21 protein-coding genes and 1 other RNA gene are annotated in these 19,433 nt (G+C 62.0%); 19 read left to right on the forward strand and 3 right to left on the reverse strand.

The annotated features are described in order from the left end of the window. Positions 1–20 precede the first annotated feature (20 nt). The 4 genes from WYH_RS05575 to WYH_RS05590 all read left to right on the forward strand — a co-directional run bounded on the left by WYH_RS05575 (position 21) and on the right by WYH_RS05590 (position 3,869). Positions 21–1,232: a hydrolase gene (locus WYH_RS05575; RefSeq protein ID WP_046903054.1), complete on the forward strand. Its 1,212-nt coding sequence runs from the start codon at positions 21–23 to the stop codon at positions 1,230–1,232. Further along, positions 1,229–2,242, forward strand: coding sequence for an arginine N-succinyltransferase (locus tag WYH_RS05580; protein WP_046903055.1), 1,014 nt, complete (start codon positions 1,229–1,231; stop codon positions 2,240–2,242). Before WYH_RS05575 ends, WYH_RS05580 begins: the two co-directional genes overlap by 4 nt. Beyond that, complete coding sequence (locus tag WYH_RS05585; RefSeq protein ID WP_046903056.1) at positions 2,239–3,489, forward strand: N-succinylarginine dihydrolase; 1,251 nt, start codon at positions 2,239–2,241, stop codon at positions 3,487–3,489. Before WYH_RS05580 ends, WYH_RS05585 begins: the two co-directional genes overlap by 4 nt. Positions 3,490–3,599: 110 nt before the next feature. Next, on the forward strand, positions 3,600–3,869 hold the full coding sequence (locus tag WYH_RS05590; protein WP_046903057.1) for a hypothetical protein: 270 nt from the start codon (positions 3,600–3,602) through the stop codon (positions 3,867–3,869). Positions 3,870–3,965: 96 nt separating this feature from the next. Here the strand turns inward: WYH_RS05590 and ssrA are convergent. Further along, positions 3,966–4,307: a transfer-messenger RNA gene (gene ssrA, locus WYH_RS16465) on the reverse strand. Between the two features lie 99 nt (positions 4,308–4,406). Continuing rightward, positions 4,407–4,844 (reverse strand): large conductance mechanosensitive channel protein MscL, encoded by a 438-nt coding sequence (mscL, locus tag WYH_RS05595; RefSeq protein WP_046903058.1) that lies wholly within the window; start codon positions 4,842–4,844, stop codon positions 4,407–4,409. A 137-nt stretch (positions 4,845–4,981) separates the two neighbouring features. On the opposite strand from mscL, the gene WYH_RS05600 reads away from it, so the two are divergent. The 12 genes from WYH_RS05600 (at position 4,982) to WYH_RS05650 (ending at position 16,806) form a co-directional block, all read left to right on the forward strand. Beyond that, positions 4,982–5,653, forward strand: coding sequence for a LemA family protein (locus WYH_RS05600; RefSeq protein ID WP_046903059.1), 672 nt, complete (start codon positions 4,982–4,984; stop codon positions 5,651–5,653). Then, positions 5,650–6,507, forward strand: a complete 858-nt coding sequence (locus WYH_RS05605; RefSeq protein WP_244877970.1) for a TPM domain-containing protein — start codon at positions 5,650–5,652, stop codon at positions 6,505–6,507. Before WYH_RS05600 ends, WYH_RS05605 begins: the two co-directional genes overlap by 4 nt. Continuing rightward, on the forward strand, positions 6,507–6,941 hold the full coding sequence (locus WYH_RS17325; RefSeq protein ID WP_342341748.1) for a hypothetical protein: 435 nt from the start codon (positions 6,507–6,509) through the stop codon (positions 6,939–6,941). Before WYH_RS05605 ends, WYH_RS17325 begins: the two co-directional genes overlap by 1 nt. Positions 6,942–6,952: 11 nt before the next feature. Beyond that, the gene (locus tag WYH_RS17330) at positions 6,953–7,180 is read left to right on the forward strand and encodes a TPM domain-containing protein (protein ID WP_342341749.1); all 228 of its coding nucleotides are present in this window, start codon (positions 6,953–6,955) and stop codon (positions 7,178–7,180) included. Between the two features lie 108 nt (positions 7,181–7,288). Continuing rightward, positions 7,289–7,771, forward strand: coding sequence for an NUDIX hydrolase (locus WYH_RS05615; protein ID WP_082348070.1), 483 nt, complete (start codon positions 7,289–7,291; stop codon positions 7,769–7,771). Next, positions 7,768–8,691: a ketopantoate reductase family protein gene (locus WYH_RS05620; RefSeq protein WP_046903061.1), complete on the forward strand. Its 924-nt coding sequence runs from the start codon at positions 7,768–7,770 to the stop codon at positions 8,689–8,691. The genes WYH_RS05615 and WYH_RS05620 overlap by 4 nt, the downstream gene beginning before the upstream one ends. Before the next feature lie 161 nt (positions 8,692–8,852). Continuing rightward, positions 8,853–9,695, forward strand: coding sequence for a beta-etherase (locus WYH_RS05625; protein WP_046903062.1), 843 nt, complete (start codon positions 8,853–8,855; stop codon positions 9,693–9,695). 4 nt (positions 9,696–9,699) lie between these two features. Then, positions 9,700–10,668: a 2-hydroxyacid dehydrogenase gene (locus tag WYH_RS05630; RefSeq protein WP_046903063.1), complete on the forward strand. Its 969-nt coding sequence runs from the start codon at positions 9,700–9,702 to the stop codon at positions 10,666–10,668. Next, positions 10,665–11,543 carry a kinase gene (locus WYH_RS05635; RefSeq protein ID WP_046903064.1) on the forward strand — a complete coding sequence of 293 codons (879 nt, stop codon included), beginning with the start codon at positions 10,665–10,667 and terminating at the stop codon, positions 11,541–11,543. Before WYH_RS05630 ends, WYH_RS05635 begins: the two co-directional genes overlap by 4 nt. Positions 11,544–11,580: 37 nt before the next feature. Beyond that, complete coding sequence (locus WYH_RS05640) at positions 11,581–13,704, forward strand: PQQ-dependent dehydrogenase, methanol/ethanol family (RefSeq protein WP_046903065.1); 2,124 nt, start codon at positions 11,581–11,583, stop codon at positions 13,702–13,704. 120 nt (positions 13,705–13,824) lie between these two features. Then, positions 13,825–15,771, forward strand: a complete 1,947-nt coding sequence (locus WYH_RS05645; protein ID WP_053833413.1) for an outer membrane protein assembly factor BamB family protein — start codon at positions 13,825–13,827, stop codon at positions 15,769–15,771. Positions 15,772–15,807: 36 nt separating this feature from the next. After that, a complete protein-coding gene (locus WYH_RS05650) occupies positions 15,808–16,806 on the forward strand; it encodes a VOC family protein (RefSeq protein WP_046903066.1) in 999 nt (332 codons plus the stop codon). 77 nt (positions 16,807–16,883) lie between these two features. Here WYH_RS05650 and WYH_RS05655 read toward each other — a convergent pair whose 3' ends face one another. Beyond that, on the reverse strand, positions 16,884–17,249 hold the full coding sequence (locus WYH_RS05655) for a c-type cytochrome (RefSeq protein ID WP_169780719.1): 366 nt from the start codon (positions 17,247–17,249) through the stop codon (positions 16,884–16,886). 229 nt (positions 17,250–17,478) lie between these two features. Here WYH_RS05655 and WYH_RS05660 point away from each other — a divergent pair, with 229 nt between their 5' ends. Genes WYH_RS05660 through WYH_RS05670 form a run of 3 tightly spaced genes read left to right on the forward strand, consistent with a single transcriptional unit; the run spans position 17,479 to position 19,412 of the window. Further along, on the forward strand, positions 17,479–17,988 hold the full coding sequence (locus WYH_RS05660; RefSeq protein ID WP_053833416.1) for a hypothetical protein: 510 nt from the start codon (positions 17,479–17,481) through the stop codon (positions 17,986–17,988). A gap of 6 nt (positions 17,989–17,994) precedes the next feature. Then, positions 17,995–18,699, forward strand: coding sequence for a HupE/UreJ family protein (locus WYH_RS05665; RefSeq protein ID WP_046903068.1), 705 nt, complete (start codon positions 17,995–17,997; stop codon positions 18,697–18,699). Next, the gene (locus tag WYH_RS05670; RefSeq protein ID WP_218917154.1) at positions 18,696–19,412 is read left to right on the forward strand and encodes a hypothetical protein; all 717 of its coding nucleotides are present in this window, start codon (positions 18,696–18,698) and stop codon (positions 19,410–19,412) included. Before WYH_RS05665 ends, WYH_RS05670 begins: the two co-directional genes overlap by 4 nt. Positions 19,413–19,433: the final 21 nt, after the last annotated feature.

A 19,433-nucleotide genomic window follows, 5' to 3' on the forward strand; every position in this document is an offset into this window, starting at 1 on the left:
GTCGCTAGATGCGGTTACAGATGAAACAGCTAACCACCGAAGAGCGCTCGCTGGGCGAGAGGATCGACCAGGCATCCATGCTGGCCCAGACCGAGCGCTGGAGCGCAATCAACAGCGGCACCCGCCATCTGGCCGGTCTCGCCATGCAGGCACAGGAACTGGCGGATGCCTTTTCCGTCCTGCCGGGGGAGATCGAACTGCGCCACCCCGCCCCCGTCACCGCAATGAATGCAGAAGGGCATGAGGAGGAGCTGGAACATGGCCGGCACCTGATCCTGCGCGTGCGGCCCGATGCGCCGCGGCGCCTGCTGCTGACCGGGCATATGGACACGGTCTATCCGGTGGATCACCCCTTTCAGCAGGGTGTATGGCTGGACGAAGACACGCTGAACGCCCCCGGCGCGGCGGATATGAAAGGCGGATTGTCAGTCATCCTGGCGGCGCTACGGGCGTTCGAGGCAAGCGATGCGGCCGGTGCGGTCGGCTATGACGTGATGATCAATTCGGACGAGGAAACGGGATCGCTATCCTCTTCCAGCCTGATCGCGGAACTGGCGCGGGGCAAACATGCCGCGCTGACTTACGAACCTTCCACCCTGCCCGATGGCACGCTGGCCCATGCGCGGGGCGGCAGCGGCAATTTCTCGGTCGTCATCACTGGCCAGTCCGCCCATGCCGGGCGCAATCCGCAGGATGGCCGCAATGCGATAGTCGCCGCCGCTGCCCTGGCGGTGGCGCTGAAGGATTTGCAGCATGACGGGTTGAGCGTGAACCCGGCGAAGATCGAAGGCGGCAGCGCCAATAATGTCGTGCCCGACCATGCCATTCTGCGTTTCAACATCCGCCCGAAAAGCGAACAGGCCGCGCAGGAATTCAACCAGTCTTTCCATGCCTTGCTGCGCGATATTGCGGAGACGCACGAAGTCGGCACCAGGGTGCATGGCGGCATATCTCGCCCGCCCAAGCCAGTGGATGCAAAGGCGCAGAGGCTGTTCGACCTGGTCTGCGATACCAGCGAGGCACTGGGCCGAAAGATCGGCTGGAAACCGACTGGCGGCGTGTGCGACGGCAATAATATCGCCGCCTGCGGCGTGCCCGTGGTGGATACGATGGGCGTGCGCGGCGGGAACATTCATTCGCCGGAGGAATATCTGATTGCCTCCTCGCTCTCCGAACGTGCCATGTTGAGCGCAGTCGTCCTGCACCGTCTCGCCAAGGGAGTAGCGTTGTGAGTTTCGTGATCCGTGCCGCCGCGAAGAAGGATCTTCAGCCGCTTTACGAAATGGCCAAGCTGACCGGCGGCGGCTTCACCAATCTCCCGCCCGACCGCCCGTCGCTGACGGCCAAGCTGGAAAAATCCGATGCGGCCTATGCCCGGATGGAAGGCGAACTGGCGGACGAATTGTTCGTACTGGTGCTGGAAAATGTCGAAACCGGGGAAGTGCGCGGCACCAGCCAGCTTTTCACCCAGGTCGGGCAGAGCTGGCCGTTCTATTCCTATCGCATGACCACGCTGACCCAGCATTCGCGGGAACTGGAACGTACAGTGCGGGCCGAATTGCTGAGCCTGACCACCGATCTGGAAGGCGCCAGCGAAGTGGGCGGATTGTTCCTCCACCCGAATGAACGCGCCGGCGGATTGGGCCTGTTGCTGGCGCGCAGCCGCTATCTGTTCATCGCCATGCACCGCGCCCGCTTTGGCGACCGGATATTGGCGGAACTGCGCGGCATTATCGACGAACGCGGCGGTTCCCCCTTCTGGGATGCGATCGGCGGCAAGTTCTTCGGCATGAGCTTCCAGGAAGCCGATTATTTCAACGCCATCCACGGCAACCAGTTCATCGCCGACCTGATGCCCAAGCACCCGGTCTATATCGCCATGCTGGAAGAAAGCGCGCGCAAGGTGATCGGCCTGCCCCACCCATCGGGCCGCGCGGCCATGCGGATGCTGGAGAATGAAGGCTTCCACTATGATGGCTATGTCGACATTTTCGACGGCGGGCCGACCATGGTGGCCCGCACGGATAATGTCTCCAGCATCGCCGGGGCCAGGCAGGCCGAAGTGCATGACGACCAGTTGGACAAGGGCGAGAAGTCGCTGATCGCCACCGGCAATCTGCGCAATTTCCGCTGCTGCTATGGCGCGCGGGAATTCCGCGGAGACGGCATTGCAGTGGATGCCCGCGCGGCGGACATTCTCCAGATCGGCAAGGGCGACATTGTCTGGAGCATTCCGCGATGAGCCTGGCCGAGATCAATTTCGACGGTATCGTGGGGCCGAGCCACAATTATGCCGGGCTCAGCCTCGGCAATCTGGCCGCAACCGCCCATGCGGGCGATCCCTCCTTCCCACGCGCGGCGGCTTTGCAGGGCCTGGCCAAGATGCGCCACAATATGGCGCTGGGCCTGCCGCAAGGTTTCTTCCTGCCCCTGCCCCGTCCGAACCATGCCTGGCTGGACGGGCTGGCCGCGGATGAAAGCATGGACCGGGCGCTGCTATGCGGCGCATGGTCTGCATCTTCCATGTGGACGGCCAATGCCGCCACTGTCTCCCCCGCCCCCGATACTGCGGACGGACGCTGCCATTTGAGCGTGGCCAATCTGGTCACCATGCCCCACCGCGCGCAGGAATGGCCCGATACCCTGCGCCAATTGCAGCTGGGTTTTGCCGACAAGGCGCATTTTGCCGTTCATGGCCCGGTGCCACCCTGTTTCGGCGATGAAGGCGCGGCCAATCATATGCGGATGGCCGGCGCGCATGGTGAAAATGGGCTGGAAATCTTCGTATATGGCCGCACCGGCGGACGCTTCCCTGCGCGGCAGAATGAACAGGCAGGCCGCCTCATCGCGCGGCGTCATGGCCTCGATCCAGCGCGTGTGCTGTTCATCGAACAAAGCCCCGAAGCGATTGCCGCCGGCGCGTTCCACAATGACGTCGTCGCCGTCGCCAATGAGACAGTGCTGTTCGCGCATGAACAGGCATTCGCCGATCCGCAAACCGCCTATGCCGATATCAGGGCGCGCTTGCCGGAGGCGGAAATTGTCGAAGTGCCTGCCGCGAAGGTCAGCCTGGAACAAGCGATCGCGTCCTATCTCTTCAACGCCCAATTGCTCACCCTGCCCAGTGGCGAGATGGCGCTGGTGATCCCGAGCGAGGCCTGGGAGAATCCGCCGGTCCGTGCCTATCTGGACGAGATGGTGGCAGGCAATGGCCCGATCCGGCGGATCCTGCCGGTCGATGTGCGCCAGTCCATGGCCAATGGCGGCGGCCCCGCCTGCCTGCGGCTGCGCGTGGTGGCCGATCCGGCCCATATCGATCCGCGCTTCCTGCTGGACGAAGAGAAAGCGGAAAGAATCGAAGATGTGCTGGGTGAATACTGGCCTGAACAGATCGATCCGGCCGATATCGGGCGGACCAGCCTGGCGCTGAATGTGGAATCCGCGCGGGTCAAATTGCTTGAAACGCTGGACCTTTCCGAACTGGCCTGAGGCCAGACCTGTCGGCGCTCTTTACAACCCCCGATCCATTAACCACCGTATCGCGCAGTCTGCCGCGGCTGGCACGATGATTGCTGGTGCAGGTGTTAAGGAAGGGGCTTATGGTTCGAAAGATTGGTCGGCTATTCAAGATCAAGACGCGCGTGGAAGCCTATCTGGTCATTTACGCCCTCGCTCTTGGCGCCACGGCGCGGGGCGCCACCTATCTCGACCAATTCCCCGGCTATGGCGGCGATCTGCTGTTCCTCGCCTGCACCGCCGCCGTGTTCATGGCCGGTGCCAAGATTCTCGACGCCCTGCGTTATGAGCGGGAACGGGAAGCAGCACAGAAACTGGCAGCCCAGCCGGATTCGCAGGCCGAACAGCGATAAGCGGCCCGATATGAGGACCGTTGCGACGGGGTGATCCCGTTCATTTCCACTGGTGCTGAGTGGGGCGTTTCTGTTGCAAGGTACGCCCCGGACCCCTGGAATCCCTTCTGTTGCCCGGTGGGTCCAACCGCGCTTTAGCTTTGTAAATTCAGTCCGTTAGGACGTAAAATTACGCAGCGATTGCGAGTGCTTCGTTATCGTTGGCACTTGTGTGTTTTGAGCCTTAAACGGGTTACTCAGCCCGGGCGAAAACAGTGTCTTTCAACACACGTCGATCCTGGTTCGGCCCCGTCAGAAAGCCCGGAATACCGGGTTTTTGGTGGAGCCGCCGGGTACTGCCCCCGGGTCCGCTGTGCCTATTGCACACCGCATTTTATCGCCATAGCCGGCCGAAACCGGCAGGCCCTATATAGGGTTTGCGTGATGAATGTGAAGTGAGCGAGTTAGCTATCCTGCACCTATGTAGGCAATTCCTCACCACGAGGGGGCAGACATGGTATCTGCGCCCCTCGCGATGAAGGGAAAAACGGGAAAAACCTACTTCTTCTGCAATTCGTCGCGGATTTCCTTGAGCAGGTCGATCTCCGTCGGGCCTTGCGGTGCCGGCGGTGCCTCTTCCTTCTTGTCGAACTCCGCCATGATCTTCTTCAGATAGCGGACCATCAGGAAGATGATGAAGGCCAGGATCAGGAAATTGATCACTGCCGTCGCGAACGATCCATAGCCGATCATGGCCGCCCCGGCCTCTTTCAGGGCCAGATAATCGTCCATCGCGCCGTCATAGCCTTCGGGCGTGCTGAGCAGGATGAAGTTGTTGGAAAAATCCGTGCCGCCGAAGATCGCGCCGACCAGCGGCATGATGATCTCGTCAGTCAGCGATTTGACGATGGAACTGAATGCGCCGCCGATAATGACGGCAACGGCCAGATCCATCACGTTACCCTTGGCGATGAATGCCTTGAAATCCGACCACATATGCTAACCCCCGGCCAATCAAATATCGGGCCCTCCTGCCAAAGCCCCTGCGAAGCGGCAAGCCTTCGCTTCGCTTGAAAGCTTGGACGGGTGTGCTAACTACCCAACACAGTCCGAATAGTCCGGGGAAGTTATCCATGTCCGTAATGTCTTCGATTCGCAGCGCCGTCATCGTCCTCGCGGCGATTTCGCTCAGCGCCTGCGGCATCAATTCCGTGCCCACGGCCGAAGAGAATGCGAAGGCGAAATGGGCCGATGTGCAGAGCGCGTATCAGCGCCGCGCCGACCTGGTGCCCAATCTGGTGGCCACGGTGCGCGCCGCCGCACAGTCCGAAACCCAGATCCTGACCAATGTGACCGATGCCCGCGCCCGCGCGACATCCATCAACATAACGACGGACGATCTTTCCAATCCGGAGGAATTCCAGAAATTCCAGGATGCGCAGAACCAGCTGACGCAGGCGCTGGGCCAGCTCCGCACCGTGGTGGAAAACTATCCGCAATTGCAGAGCCAGGGCCGCTTCGCGGATCTGATGGACCAGCTGGAAGGCACGGAAAACCGCATCGAAGTGGCTCGCAACCGCTATAATGAAGCGGTGCAGGAATATAACACGACGATCCGCACCTTCCCGGACATCATCGGCGCCAAGATCATCCACGGCGCCAAGCCGATGGAACCTTTCAGCGCGGAACCGGATGCCCAGACCGCGCCGGACGTTGATTTCGGCGATATGGGCGCAGCCCCGGCAGCCCCGGCCGCCAACGACAATATGGGTGATGACCAGGCGGCCACCGGGACGAACAATTGATCTCCCGGAAAGCCTTTCAGCCGATGTTTCCCCCATTGCGGATCATAGCTTCGATCATGGCCCTGCTGGCGGCGTTCCTCGCCCTGCCGGCAGCGGCCCAGGACCTGCCGGAAAGGCCGGACGGCCCGATCCTGGATGCCGCGAACATCCTGCCCGATGCGGAAGAAGCGGCGCTGGACCAGCGGCTGCGCGCCTATAACCAGGAAACCGGCCGCGCGATCATCGTCGCCACCGTGCCCAGCCTGGAAGGTGACACGATCGAGAATTACGCCGTCGAACTCTATGAAAAATGGGGCATTGGCGGCGCGGAAACCGATATGGGCGCACTGTTGCTGGTTGCCCCGGAAGAACGGAAAGTGCGGATCGAGGTAGGCTATGGCCTGACGCCGTATCTGACCGATGTGATGTCCGGCCGCATCATCCGCAACGAGATCGTTCCCCAGTTCAAGGCCGGAAACATGGCCGGCGGCGTGCTGGCCGGCGTGGACGGCATTCTGGAAACCCTCAGCATGGACCCGGCCGATGCCAAGGCGATTGCCGAGGCGGAGGCGGCCGCGCAGGCGGATCGCGGTTCCGACAGGGAAGGCGCATCCATCGGCGGGGTGATTTTCTGGATCGTGATGATCGTGGTGTTCATTTCCATTTTCGGCCGCGGCGGCCGCAAGCACCGGCGCTATGGCGTTGGCAGTGCCGTGGGTGACGTGTTGTTGTGGAGCGCCATCGGCAGCGCCATGGGCGGACGTTCGCACGATTCCGGATGGGGCGGCGGCGGAGGCGGCTTCTCCGGAGGCGGCGGCTTTGGCGGTTTCGGCGGCGGCATGTCCGGCGGCGGCGGCGCATCCGGGAGCTGGTAATGGCCTATCTGACCGAAGCAGAACATGAGCGCGTGAGCGCAGCCGTTGCCGAAGCCGAGCTGACGACCTCCGGCGAGATCGTGACCATCATCGCCGACAGGTCGGACGGCTATGCCGATGTGGCGCTGGCCTGGTCGGCTCTGGTATCCTTCCTTCTGCTGTCGCTGGTTCCGCTGGCACCCCATCTCCTGCTGGAACCGCTGGCCGTGTTCCATGGCGGGTGGAATGTCGAATGGGAGGCCAGCGGCATCCTTGTCGCGGCGGCGGCTTTGGGCATTGTCAGCTTCCTGCTGATGCTGGCCCTCCAGCTGTGGGAACCGATCAAGTTCAGGCTGATCCCCAACCGGATCAAGACCGACCGGGCCGAAAACCGCGCCATCGCCCTGTTCAAGGTGGGGCGGAGCGCCGCACCCACGGCCGCACCGGCATCCTGATCTATCTTTCCATGCGGGAACACCGCGCGGAAATCGTCGCCGATGAAGCGATTGCCGACAAGGTATCCCCCGATGTCTGGGGCGATGCGATGGCCGCGATGCTGGCGCAGCTCAAACAGGGCAGGACGGCGGATGGCATGATTGCGGCCGTGCAGAAAGTGGGCGGCGTATTGTCCGAACATTTCCCGCGGGCAGAAGATGACCGGAACGAATTGCCCGACAGGCTGATCGAACTATAAGCCGCGGGCGTGACTGAATACGCCCCCTCCACCTCGCCCGACCTGCCCCTGCCGCCTGATGCCGATGCGCCAGAGGAAGTGCAGTGGGCCGGCCAATATATCACCGCCATGACGCGCGGCCGCTGGGAATTTGTCAGCCGGGCCCGTGGCATTCGTGCGGCAGTGATCCTGGCGGTGGAGGAAGGCCGCGTCCTGCTGGTCGAACAATATCGTGTGCCGCTGGGCAAACGCTGCCTGGAACTGCCAGCAGGGCTGGTTGGCGACGATGAAGGCAGCGAAGATGAAGCCCCGCACGCCGCCGCCGCCCGGGAACTGGAAGAGGAAACCGGCTATCGCGCGGACCGCTGGGAAGATCTGGGCGAATATTTCTCCTCCCCCGGCATGGTGTCCGAAAGTTTCCGCCTGTTGAAGGCCACCGGGCTTACCCGGACCGGGGCCGGCGGAGGGGTCGCGGGTGAGAATATCGTGGTGCACGAAGTCCCGCTGGATGGGATCGGCCGGAAAGTGGCGGATTTCCGAGCATCTGGCGGAGCAATCGATGTGAAGCTGCTGATGCTGCTGGGCCCGCAATTTCTGGGAGAAAATCAATGAAGATCCTGATTCTCGGCGCCGGGGCCATGGGCTGTCTTTACGGCGCGGCCCTGCACCGGGCGGGCGCTGAAGTCGCCTTCGTAGACGTGAACCAGCCGCATATCGACGCGATCAATCAACGCGGCCTGGAACTGGAAACCCGCGCTGGCACCGAATATCTGCCGATTCCCGCCCTGCGCCCGGAGGATGTGCGCGAACCGGCGGATCTGATCGTGGTATTCACCAAGACGTTCCACACGGATGGCGCGCTGGCCGGGATCGCCGCGGGTATCGGCCCGGAAACCTGGCTGCTGAGCCTACAGAACGGCCTGGGCAATGATGCACGATTGGCCGCCCACGCGGATGAAAGCCGCGTTCTTGTCGGCGCCAGCACGCTGCCTTCCGACCTGGTCGGACCGGGCCGCGTGCGTAGCCATGGTGAAGGCGGATCGAAACTCTATCCCGCATTTGGCGGCGATCCCGCCTTTGCCGGACGCGTGGCGCAATTGCTGACCGATGGCGGATTGCCCGCCGCGCTCGATCCCGAAATCCATTCGGCAATCTGGTCCAAGGCGATATTCAACGCGGCGATGAACCCGCTCTGCGCGCTCACCCTGCGAACACCCGGCTTCCTTGGCGCGCATGAGGAAAGCCGCAGCATGATCCATGCCGTGGTGGAAGAAGGCGTGGCCACGGCAAGGGCCAGCGGCGTGAATATCGAAAGCAAGCCGATCCACGATCTGACGCAGATTTCAATGACCGATCACGCCAATCATGAAGCCTCCATGCTGCAGGATGTGAAAGCCCATCGGCGTACGGAAATCGACGCGATCAACGGCGCGATCGTGGCGGCGGCGCGGAAGGCGGGCGTGCCGGTTCCGGTAACACAAACGCTTTGCAACCTCGTGCGGCTGGAGGATGCCAAGCTCACGGAAAGCTGAGCAAGCAAATGATTGTTCAACCGCAGGCAACAATCTTCCATATCTCGCCCGGAGCCGCTCGGCAGGCTGCATTATCTGCAGCCACCCACTTCCCTTTTGCCACTTCACCACATAGTTACGCGCCCAAATTCCCACACAGGGAAAAATGAGGAGAGGCGCGGATGGCCAAGAACAACACGATCACTTTCTACGATCTCGCCCTCTCCACAGGCGCCACGATCAGCCCCTTCGTATGGGCCACGAAATATGCGCTGAAGCACAAGGGCTTCGATCTGGACGTGGTGCCCGGCGGTTTCACCGGCATTCCCGAACGCACGGGCGGCAAGACCGAACGCCTGCCCGCCATCGTCGATGACGGGAAATGGGTGCTCGATAGCTGGGGCATCGTCGAATATCTGGACGAAACCTATCCCGACCGCCCGGCCCTGATCCCGCATCCCAGCGTTGCCGCGCTGACGCGGGCAATGGATGCCTGGTTCTGGAAGGTGGCCACCGGCCCGTGGATGCGGTGCTTCTGCGCGAATTATCGTGATCTCGCCAATAAGGAAGATCACGAATACATCACCCATTCGCGGGAAATCATGCTCGGCAAGAAGCTGGAAGACATGCAGGCCGGCTATGAAGAACGCCTGCCCGGCATATCCGCGGATCTTGAACCTCTGCGCATTGCCCTGCGCGAAGTGGAATGGCTGGGCGGCGACGGGCCGAACTATGCCGATTACCGGATCATGGGTTCGATCCTGTTCACCGCCTCCGTCTGCAAGACCAGCCCGGTGCTGGCCGATGACGATCCGCTGCGCGACTGGATCGAACGCTGCCTGGACCTGTTCGGCGGGCTTGGCCGTCATCCGGGCCTGTTCCCGCTGTTTGGCCTGCCCCATCCGGAAAACGGGCAGGAACTTTTCGCCCCGCAGGGACAGGGCGGCATTCACAAACGCAATACGGGCGTGGATTCGACGCGCGCGGAAAGCGAAAAGATCACCCAGGGCATGTCGAAGGACTGAGCCGGTGGAACGGTTGAGGGTCCTTGTTACCCGGCGCTGGCCGGAAGAGGTCGAGCGGGCACTTGCCGACCGTTTCGATGTCACATTGAACGAGACGGACGAACCGCTCAGCCAGCAACGCCTTGCCGCGGCGATGGACGAATTCGACATTCTCTGCCCCACCGTGTTCGACCGGATCGACGCCGATGTAATCGGCGGCGGGGACCGCGTGCGCCTGATCGCCAATTACGGCGTCGGCTTCGATCATATCGATCTGGAAGCGGCCAGGGCGAAAAATATCGCTGTCACCAATACGCCGGGCGTGCTGACCGATGCCACGGCCGATATCGCCATGACCCTGCTGCTGATGGCCGCGCGGCGCGCGGGCGAAGGGGAGCGGGAATTGCGTTCCGGCAGGTGGGATGGCTGGCGCCCGACCCATCTGATCGGCTCCGCGCTCAGGGGCAAGGTGCTGGGCCTGGTGGGCTTCGGCCGTATCGGCATCGCCACGGCCATGCGGGCGAAGCACGGTTTCGGCATGAAGATCGCCTATTATGCCCGCCGCGAAGCGGATGCCGATATCGCGGCCGGGCTGGATGCCGAATTCCATCCCGAACTGTCCAGCCTGCTGGCGGCATCGGATTTCGTTTCGCTGCATGTGCCCGGTGGAGAGGATACCGCCGGGCTGATCGATGCGGAGGCGATTTCGGCGATGAAGGCCAGCGCTTACCTGATCAACACGGCGCGCGGCGGCGTGATCGATCACGAAGCCCTAGCCGATGCGCTGTCCACGGGCAGAATTGCCGGTGCCGGGCTGGACGTATATCCGCAGGAACCGCAGATCCCCGCCGCCCTGCTCGGCCTGGAAAATGTCGTGCTGCTGCCGCATCTGGGCAGCGCCAATTCCGAAACGCGGATTGCCATGGGAATGAAGGCGCTGGCCAATGCCGAAGCCTTCGCCAGGGGTGAGGCCCTGCCGGACCTTATCGCATGAACCCGGCGGTGGGCGCCCTGATAATGGCGGAGCAATTGCCCGCCGATTACAGGGAAATCGTCGAAAGCCACTGGCAGCCCCTCGCCCGCCATATCGCCGACCATGCCAGCCGGAAAAATCCCCTGATCGTGGGCGTCAATGGCGCGCAGGGATCGGGCAAAACGACCTTGTGCAGTTTTCTGGAACTGCTGCTGGCCGAACACGGTCTGCACGCGATCACCCTTTCGCTGGACGACCTCTATCTTCAGCGGACAGAGCGGGAGGAGATGGCGCGCAGCATTCACCCGCTTTTCGCCACGCGCGGTGTGCCCGGAACGCATGAGATCGAACTGGGCATGGCGATTATCGACGATGTGCTGGATCGGCGCGATGTCTATCGCCCCGCCTTCGACAAGGCGAATGACGACCGCACTTCCATGCTGGTCGGCCCCCAGCGCGATGTGGACATATTGCTGTTCGAAGGCTGGTGCATGGGCGCCCTGCCCCAGGACGAAGAAGCGCTGGCCCGGCCGATCAACCGGCTGGAGGCGGAGGAGGACGGCGACGGGATCTGGCGCCGCGAAGTCAATCGCCGCCTCGCATCCGACTATGCCGATCTGTTCGCCCGGCTGGACCTGCTGGTGATGCTGGCCGTGCCCGATTTCGATTCCGTGCGGACCAATCGCCGCCTTCAGGAAGAAAAGCTCGCCCGCAACAGCCCCAAGGGCGAAGCGATCATGGATGAAGCCGCGCTGGAGCGGTTTCTTGCCCATTACGAGCGATTGACCCGGCACATGCTGGCCGAAATGCCGGCAAGAGCCGATATCTTGATCCGCATCGGCCACGATCACCGCCCGATATCCGCACCGGAGGATTGGCAAAGTCCCGCTGCCTAGCCTAGCAAGGTAAAAAACATACCTTGGGAGAGGAACGATGGGGCTGGCACGGACAGCCCGGCTGGCACTTGCCGCCGGGATGGTCGCGATATTGGCGGGCTGCGGGAATACCGCGCGGCAACCGGGCGACATTACTGAAGAGCGCCTGCTCTCGGCCGAAAACGATCCCGACAACTGGCTTGGTCACGGGCGCACTTATGCGGAACAGCGTTTCAGCCCGCTGTCCGACATAAATGACGGCAATATCAGCCAACTGAGCCTTGCCTGGGCTGTCGAGCTGGACACCAATCGCGGGCAGGAAGCCACGCCCATCGTGGTCGACGGGATCATGTATGTCTCAATCGCATGGTCGAAGGTCATGGCCGTGGATGCGGCGAGCGGCGAAGTGCTGTGGACCCACAATCCCAATGTGGATGGCAGAAAAGCCGCCCACGCCTGCTGCGACGTGGTCAATCGCGGCGTGGCGGTCTGGGAAGGCAAGGTATTTATCGGAACTATCGATGGCAGGCTGATCGCTCTCGACGCGGCAACCGGCAATGTGATCTGGGACGTGGTCACGGTCGATCAGGACAAGCCCTATACCATTACCGGCGCCCCGCGCGTGGTTCGCGGCAAGGTATATATCGGCAATAGCGGCGCGGAACTGGGCGTGCGCGGATATATCAGCGCCTATGACGCCAATTCCGGCGAACTGGCCTGGCGGTTCTACACGGTTCCGGGCAACCCGGCGGACGGGCCGGACGGCGCCGCATCGGATGCAGCATTCGCAGAATTCGCGGGCAAGAGCTGGAACGGCAAATATTGGGAAATGGGCGGTGGCGGCACCGTCTGGGATTCCATCGTCTACGATCCGGAATTCGATCAATTGCTGGTCGGCGTCGGCAATGGCGCCCCCTGGAACCACCGCGCCCGTTCCGCCGGCAAGGGGGACAATCTGTTCCTGTCCTCCATCCTCGCGCTGGATCCGGATACAGGCGCGTATAAATGGCATTACCAGGTCAACCCGGCGGAAAGCTGGGATTTCACCGCCACCCAGCAGATCACGCTGGCCGATCTGGAGATTGGGGGCGAAACCCGAAAAGTGCTGATGCAGGCGCCGAAGAACGGGTTTTTCTACGTCATCGATCGCAGCAATGGGAAGCTGATCAGCGCCGAACCCTATGCCCCGCAAAACTGGGCAGAGCGGATCGATCTGGCCACCGGGCGGCCGGTCGAAAAACCCGGCATCCGTTATGAGGACGAACCCTTCGTCATCTACCCTTCCGGCATAGGCGCCCATGCCTGGCATCCGATGAGCTATTCGCCGGATACGGGGCTAGTCTATATCCCCGCCATGCAGGTGCCGCTCTCGCTGGCGGACGATACGGATTACGAACGCCATATCGGCCGCTGGAACACCGGCGTCAGTTTCCTGGCCCCGCCCGAAGGCGCAGTACCCGGCACCACCCCGCTGGAACGCCGCGCCGCACTGGCTACCATGAACAAGGGCATGCTCGTCGCCTGGGATCCGGTGAAGCAGGAAAAACGCTGGCAGATCGACATGCCCTGGCCATGGAATGGCGGCACGCTGGCGACGGCGGGCAATTTGCTGTTCCAGGGCGATCCCTATGGCGTGTTCCGCGCCCGTGCCGCCGATACGGGCGAGGAATTGTGGAGCTTCGATTCCCAGCGCGGAATCATGGCCGGGCCGGTCAGCTTCCGCGCCAATGGGGAACAATATATCGCCGTTCTGGCTGGCTATGGCGGGTCCATGGGCATGGCCACCGATACCCAATGGATGCGGCGCCCCCCGCCCAATGGCGTGCTGCTGGCCTTCAAGATCGGCGGTACAGGCAAGCTGGCCAGACTGCCCCCGGTGGAACCACGCCCCTTCGTTGCCAGCGACGAAAGCTTCACGCCGGCCCAGATTGCCGAGGGGGCACAGCAATTCGTGACCTTCTGCACGATCTGCCACAACGGCCCGGTCAATCCCGATCTGCTGCGTTCCCCCATCGCCGCGCGCGCGGATTCGTGGAAGGCCGTGGTGCAGGATGGCGCGCTGGCGGATAATGGCATGATCAGCTTTTCCCCCTGGCTCTCGCCCGATCAGATCGAGGCAGTGCGCGCTTATGTCCTCACCGAAGCGAAACGGCAGGCAGAGGCCAACGGACAGGAAAATTAGTTCATAATGCAATTATCTTGAAATGAACTAATTGCGAAGCGGATTATGCTCCGCTAGACCCTTCCGCAAATGGCGGGGCGTCCCGCCGTGACCAGAACCGATTTCGGAGGGGATTAAGATATGCGGATCCTGTTGGCCGTGATGGCCGGCGCAAGCCTGCTTTCGTCAACCGCGCTGGCGCAGGCCGATGCGGATGTGGCGCCGGAAAACTGGCCGCGCTGGGCCCGCGATCTTGGCGGCACGCGCTATTCCCCGCTGACGGACATCAACAAGGCGAATGTGGGCGATCTGAAGGAGGCGTGGTCCTTCCGCCTTCGGCCGACGGGCGGCGCCGCCCTGCTGAGCGGAACGGTGCCAATCGTGATCGACGGGATCATGTATCTGCCGCTGGGCAATGCAGTCGTCTCGCTCGACGCATCGACCGGCCAGGAATTGTGGCGCCACGATGTGACGGGCGGCCTGGTCCGCCGCGGGGTCAGCTACTGGCCGGGCGACGGCACGCTGGAACCGCGCATTTTCTATTCCACCGGCACTGGCCTTGCCGCTCTGCGCGCCGCAACGGGCGAGGTGGATACGGATTTCGGGCAGGACGGCTCTATCACCTTCGAGGGAACGCCCTATTCCTATCCGCCTTCCATCTACAAGAACGTGATGGTGATCGGCGCGAACACGGCCGAAATGCCCTATGGCGAATCCGGCAATAGCCGCGCCTTCGATGCGCGAACGGGCGAGAAATTGTGGGAATTCAACACGGTCCCACAGCCGGGCGAAGTCGGCCATGAAACCTGGCTGAACGAAGGGTGGAAGGGCCGGTCCGGCACCAATATGTGGATCTGGTACACCACGGCCGATCCTGAAACCGATACGATCTACATGACCATCGGCAGCCCCAGCCCGAATTATTATGGCGGGGACCGGCCAGGCAATAATCTGTTCGGCAATTCCATCGTTGCCGTGGATGCGCAGACCGGGAAGTATAAATGGCACTTCCAGACCATCCATCACGATCTTTGGGACTGGGATCTGCCCGCCCCGCCCGTTCTGTTCGACGTGGTGGTGGACGGCAAGACCATCCCCGCCCTGGCAGAAACCGGCAAGCCGGGCCTGATGTATATCCTCAATCGCGAAACGGGGGAGCCGATCCACGGCGTCAACGAACATTTCGCGGCCAAGGGTGACGTTCCGGGCGAATGGTATCCGGGCACCCAGCCCATTCCGGTCAAGCCGGAGCCGCTGTCACGCATGTGGTGGGACCCGAGCGATGTGGTCACGCCCGAAGACACCACGCCCGAACATGCCGCCGCCTGCCGCAAGCTGCTGGATTCCTATGGCGGGACATTCTTCAATTCCGGGCCGTTCACGCCTTTCTTCCTGCACGAACCGGGCGATCCGCCCCGCGCCTCTATCAACCTGCCGCATAATGGCGGTTCCAACTGGGGCGGCAGCGCCGCCGATCCGACGCGGGGCGTGGTCTTCGTGAATACGAGCGAAAGCGGCAGTATCGGCTGGATCGAGAAACGCGATCCCGAAGGCGATTACGGACGCGGCACGGCGGATTCCGACCAGATCTACGATCGCGGCAGCCTGCAGGGTCCAGGCGCTTATTCCTCCTTCTCCGCATCTTATGAAACGGACGATGGGCAGCGGGTCAACCTGCCCTGCATCCGCCCGCCATGGGGCCGGCTCCTGGCGGTGGACGGCAATAGCGGCGAAATCCTGTGGGCCAGCAAACTGGGCACGACCGAAGCCCTGCCGGAAGGCAAGCAGGATACCGGGTCCAACAATACGTTCGGCGGGCCGATCGTGACAGCGGGCGGGCTGGTTTTCATTGGCGCCACCAGCGACCGTTATTTCCGCGCCTTCGATGCGGAAACCGGCGCAGTGCTGTGGAGCCAGCAGCTGCAATATGCCCCGCTGACCGTGCCCGTGTCCTATCGCGGAAAGGACGGAAAACAGTATATTGCCGTCGTCGCATCCGGTTCCAGCTTTGGCGGGCCGGCCCCGCGCGGGCCGGATGGCAGGCCGCTGAACCAGGAAGCCCTGATCGCCTTCGCGCTGCCTGAATAAAACGAGCCCCCAGGGTCGCATATGGGAGAGATTTCGATGAAGAGAATTTCCGGCATCGCGCTGGGTTGCAGCGCTATTTTCATGGCAGCCTGCGCTTCGGCGCAGGATAGCCAGACCGCCCGCACACCCGAAGGTGCGATCATGCAGGTGGATAGCAATCTGCCCTACAAACCCGGCGAGCTGACCGAAGAACAGCTGAACAGTTCCACCCGCGATCTGTTCACCATGGACGGGATGAATGCCTTCCGCCGTTTCCCGCGGGACAAGACGGAAGAGATGGTTGATTTCTACACCGGGGCACTGGCGTTGAAATCGCTCAATCCGATCCAGCTCACCTCGCGCCAGCAAATGTTGCTGACCGGGGTTGGCAGTATGCAGATCAAGCTTTCCGCCGGGCAGCTGGGCGATCGGAAATACGATCTTTCCGGCGGCGTGAAAGGTGGCACGGGGATCCGGTTCTTCACCCTCACCTATCCCAGCGCAGAGCTGGTGCAATCGCGCTTTGCAGAAGTAGGCCTGCCAGTACCGCAATTCACCGCGCGGCCGGATGGCACCAGGGCTGCACTGGTCAAGGATCCGGGCGATTTCCCGATCGAAATCGTGATCCGCGAAGGGGCGAAGGATGGATCGAATGACGGTGTCGGCGTGGGCATCGGCGTGTCCGACCTGGCCGAAAGCCGCGCCTTCTACCGCGAATTCGTTGGCCTGGACGAGTTGGAGCCGGTGCGGGATGACCTGCTGGGGATCACCAGATACCCCTATCGCCATGGCGAAACGACACTTTATCTTTACGAGCCGACGGGTTCCGCCGTGGATAATGGCAATGCCGGTATCCAGTATGTGGTGAGCGATGCGCCAATGGTGGATGCCAAGGCCAAAACGCGGAACATTGCGGTGGAAACGCCGCTCAACAAGCTAAGCGGTTTTGAACTGACGACGGTCTGGCTCAACGATCCTGACGGGGTAACCAATTACTTCGCCCAGGTCGGCCCCAACAGCCGCACGGCGCAGCAACAGGCCGCTGCGGAAAAGTGAACCGCCTGCGCGGATTATGAGCATGAAAAAAGGGGGCCGGCTGGCCCCCTTTTGATATCTTCAACCCGGCGAAAGGCTTATTTCTTCGCCTGGACGATATATTTCGACAGCAGATCGATTTCCTCATCAGTCAGCTGCCCGCCAAAGCCGGGCATGGCACCCTGGCCATTGGTGATCCGGCCGACGACGAAATCATGGGTCAGCCCGTCATTCCCGTCAAAAGCCGGGCCAATATGCCCCACGCCGCCCGCATCGGACAGTGAATGGCACTGGCCGCAGGACCAGTCGGTAAAGATCTGGCGCGCCTGTTCAGCCTGTTCTTCAGAAAGCTTCGCGGTCGGATCTTCGGCGCTGGCGAATGCGCTGGTTGCCGGGATCGCCATTACGGCCAGCCCGATAGCGGCCAGTCCGGCCTTGCTCAATTTGCCTGCATTAAACGCCATTCGATCCATTTCGGCTTCCCTTTCCACCCAGTTTTGTCTGGCCCCGATATGTCGAGCCCTAGTCAACGAACGGTATAGGCAAGTCAAGCTTTACCGCAGATTTACCGGGGGCGTTTTGTCAGGACATTGTCAATTTCATTTGGTGCAATGCGCATGAACCCGGCACAATCGCAAGCAAGCGGATGACGAATCGCAGGACTTTCGATAGGACTGCCGAAAACAAGAGGTGATGAGGATGGTAAAACGGATACTCGCTGCGGCCTGCATTCCGGCCCTGCTGGCTGGCTGCGGCGGAACGGCTGACCAGGAAGATGCGGCTGGAGAAACCTATGTCCAGGCGCACACGATCCAGCAATTGATGGCCAATGTGGTCCAGCCGACGGCGGAAAACTATTGGAATTCCGTCCAGTATATCAGCGACGAAGACGGCAATCACGAGATCGAGCCTGAAACCGACGAGGATTGGCAGCGGACCCGCGCCGCCGGTGCGACGATTGCGGAACTGGGCAATCTGCTGATGACGCCAGCCTATTCCGAAGGACGCGGCGAAGACTGGACCCAGTTCTCGCAATCGCTGGTGGAAGTCGGCCTGCGCGCGGAAGAAGCCGCCGTGAACAAGGATGTCGATGCCGTGTTTGAAGTGGGCGGCACGGTTTACAGCGTGTGCAGCGCCTGCCACCAGGTCTACCCCCCTGAAAACATGCCGGAAGATGCCCCGACAGGGGAGCCGCCGGCGTAAGCGCGGATGGAAAGGCCGAACCGCAAATCCCTGTATCCGGCCCTTTGTCTGGCGTTCGGATTGCTGCTGCTGATCCCGGCAACGCAGGCATTTGCGCATGATCTGTCCGAAGCGAACCGCGCCTATGTGCAGGGGATAGAAGGCCCTGCGCCGATCCCGTTCCTGTATCTCGGGGCCAAGCACATGGTCACCGGGATTGACCATATCCTGTTCCTGATCGGCGTGGTCTTCTACCTGTTCCGGCTGCGGGACGTGGTAATCTATGTCTCCATGTTCACCATCGGCCATTCGCTGACCCTGCTGGGCGGCGTGCTGGGCGGGGTCGGGCTGAACGCTTCCGTGGTCGATGCAATCATCGGCATTTCCGTGATTTACAAGGCGGTGGAGAATCTGGGCGGCTTCGCAAAAATTGGCCTGGCCATAAACACCAGGCTGGCGGTGCTGATCTTCGGCCTGTTCCACGGAATGGGCCTGGCAACGAAACTGATGGACCTTTCCGTTTCACCGGACGGCCTGCTGACCAACCTGATTTCCTTCAATATCGGGGTCGAAATCGGGCAGGTCATCGTCCTCACCGCCGTAGTCATTCTGCTCAATCTCTGGCGCGAAACCGCCAGCTTCAAATCCGGCGCACGCCTTGCCAATTACGCCCTTCTGGCGGGCGGCATTGCCTTGACCCTTTTTCATATTAACGGATATTTTTCCTCATGAACGAAACCAGCAAGCCTGCATCGCGCAAGAAAGTGATCTTCGGCTCCATCGCCGCCGCAGCCATTGTCGGCGTGGTCGTGGTGGGATTTGTCCTGCCCGCCGAATTTGGCGTGGACCCGACCGGGATCGGAAAGGCGACCGGGCTTGTCGGCATGTCCGAAGAAGAAGGCATGTCGCTGGAATTGCAGCGCGGCATGGCGCGCGAAGGCGTGCTGCTGGATGCGGATGCAACACCGGGGCCGCAGGGGTTATCGGCGCAATTCAGCCAGATGCTCGCCGCACACGATATTGCCGCGCCCCCGGCCGAAGATACGAAGTCGGACCGTTTTACTTTCGAGCTACTGCCTTACGAAGGGATAGAGCTGAAATATGAACTGGCTGAAGGCGCCCCGCTGCTTTTCGCCTGGGAGGCCACCGGTCCGCTGAATTACGACATGCACGGCCACCCCTATGAAGGCGGGGAAGAGCTGACCGAAAGTTATTCGATTACCGATTCCCCGTCGCAAAGCGGGATCTATGTCGCGCCCTTCACCGGCATTCACGGCTGGTACTGGCAGAACCGCACGCTGGACAATGTCACGCTCACCCTGGATGCGACCGGGGCGATCAGCGCCTCCTACACATTCGACCAGGCAGGCCAGCACGATCGCGCAATTTCGCCGATCGAGCCCGGTGACGCAGGCGATTCCGAAACTGCGGAGCAAGCGATCTGAGCGGCAGCGCCCCGCGCCGAC

It is taken from the genome of Croceibacterium atlanticum, assembly GCF_001008165.2.
GTDB lineage: Bacteria > Pseudomonadota > Alphaproteobacteria > Sphingomonadales > Sphingomonadaceae > Croceibacterium_C > Croceibacterium_C atlanticum.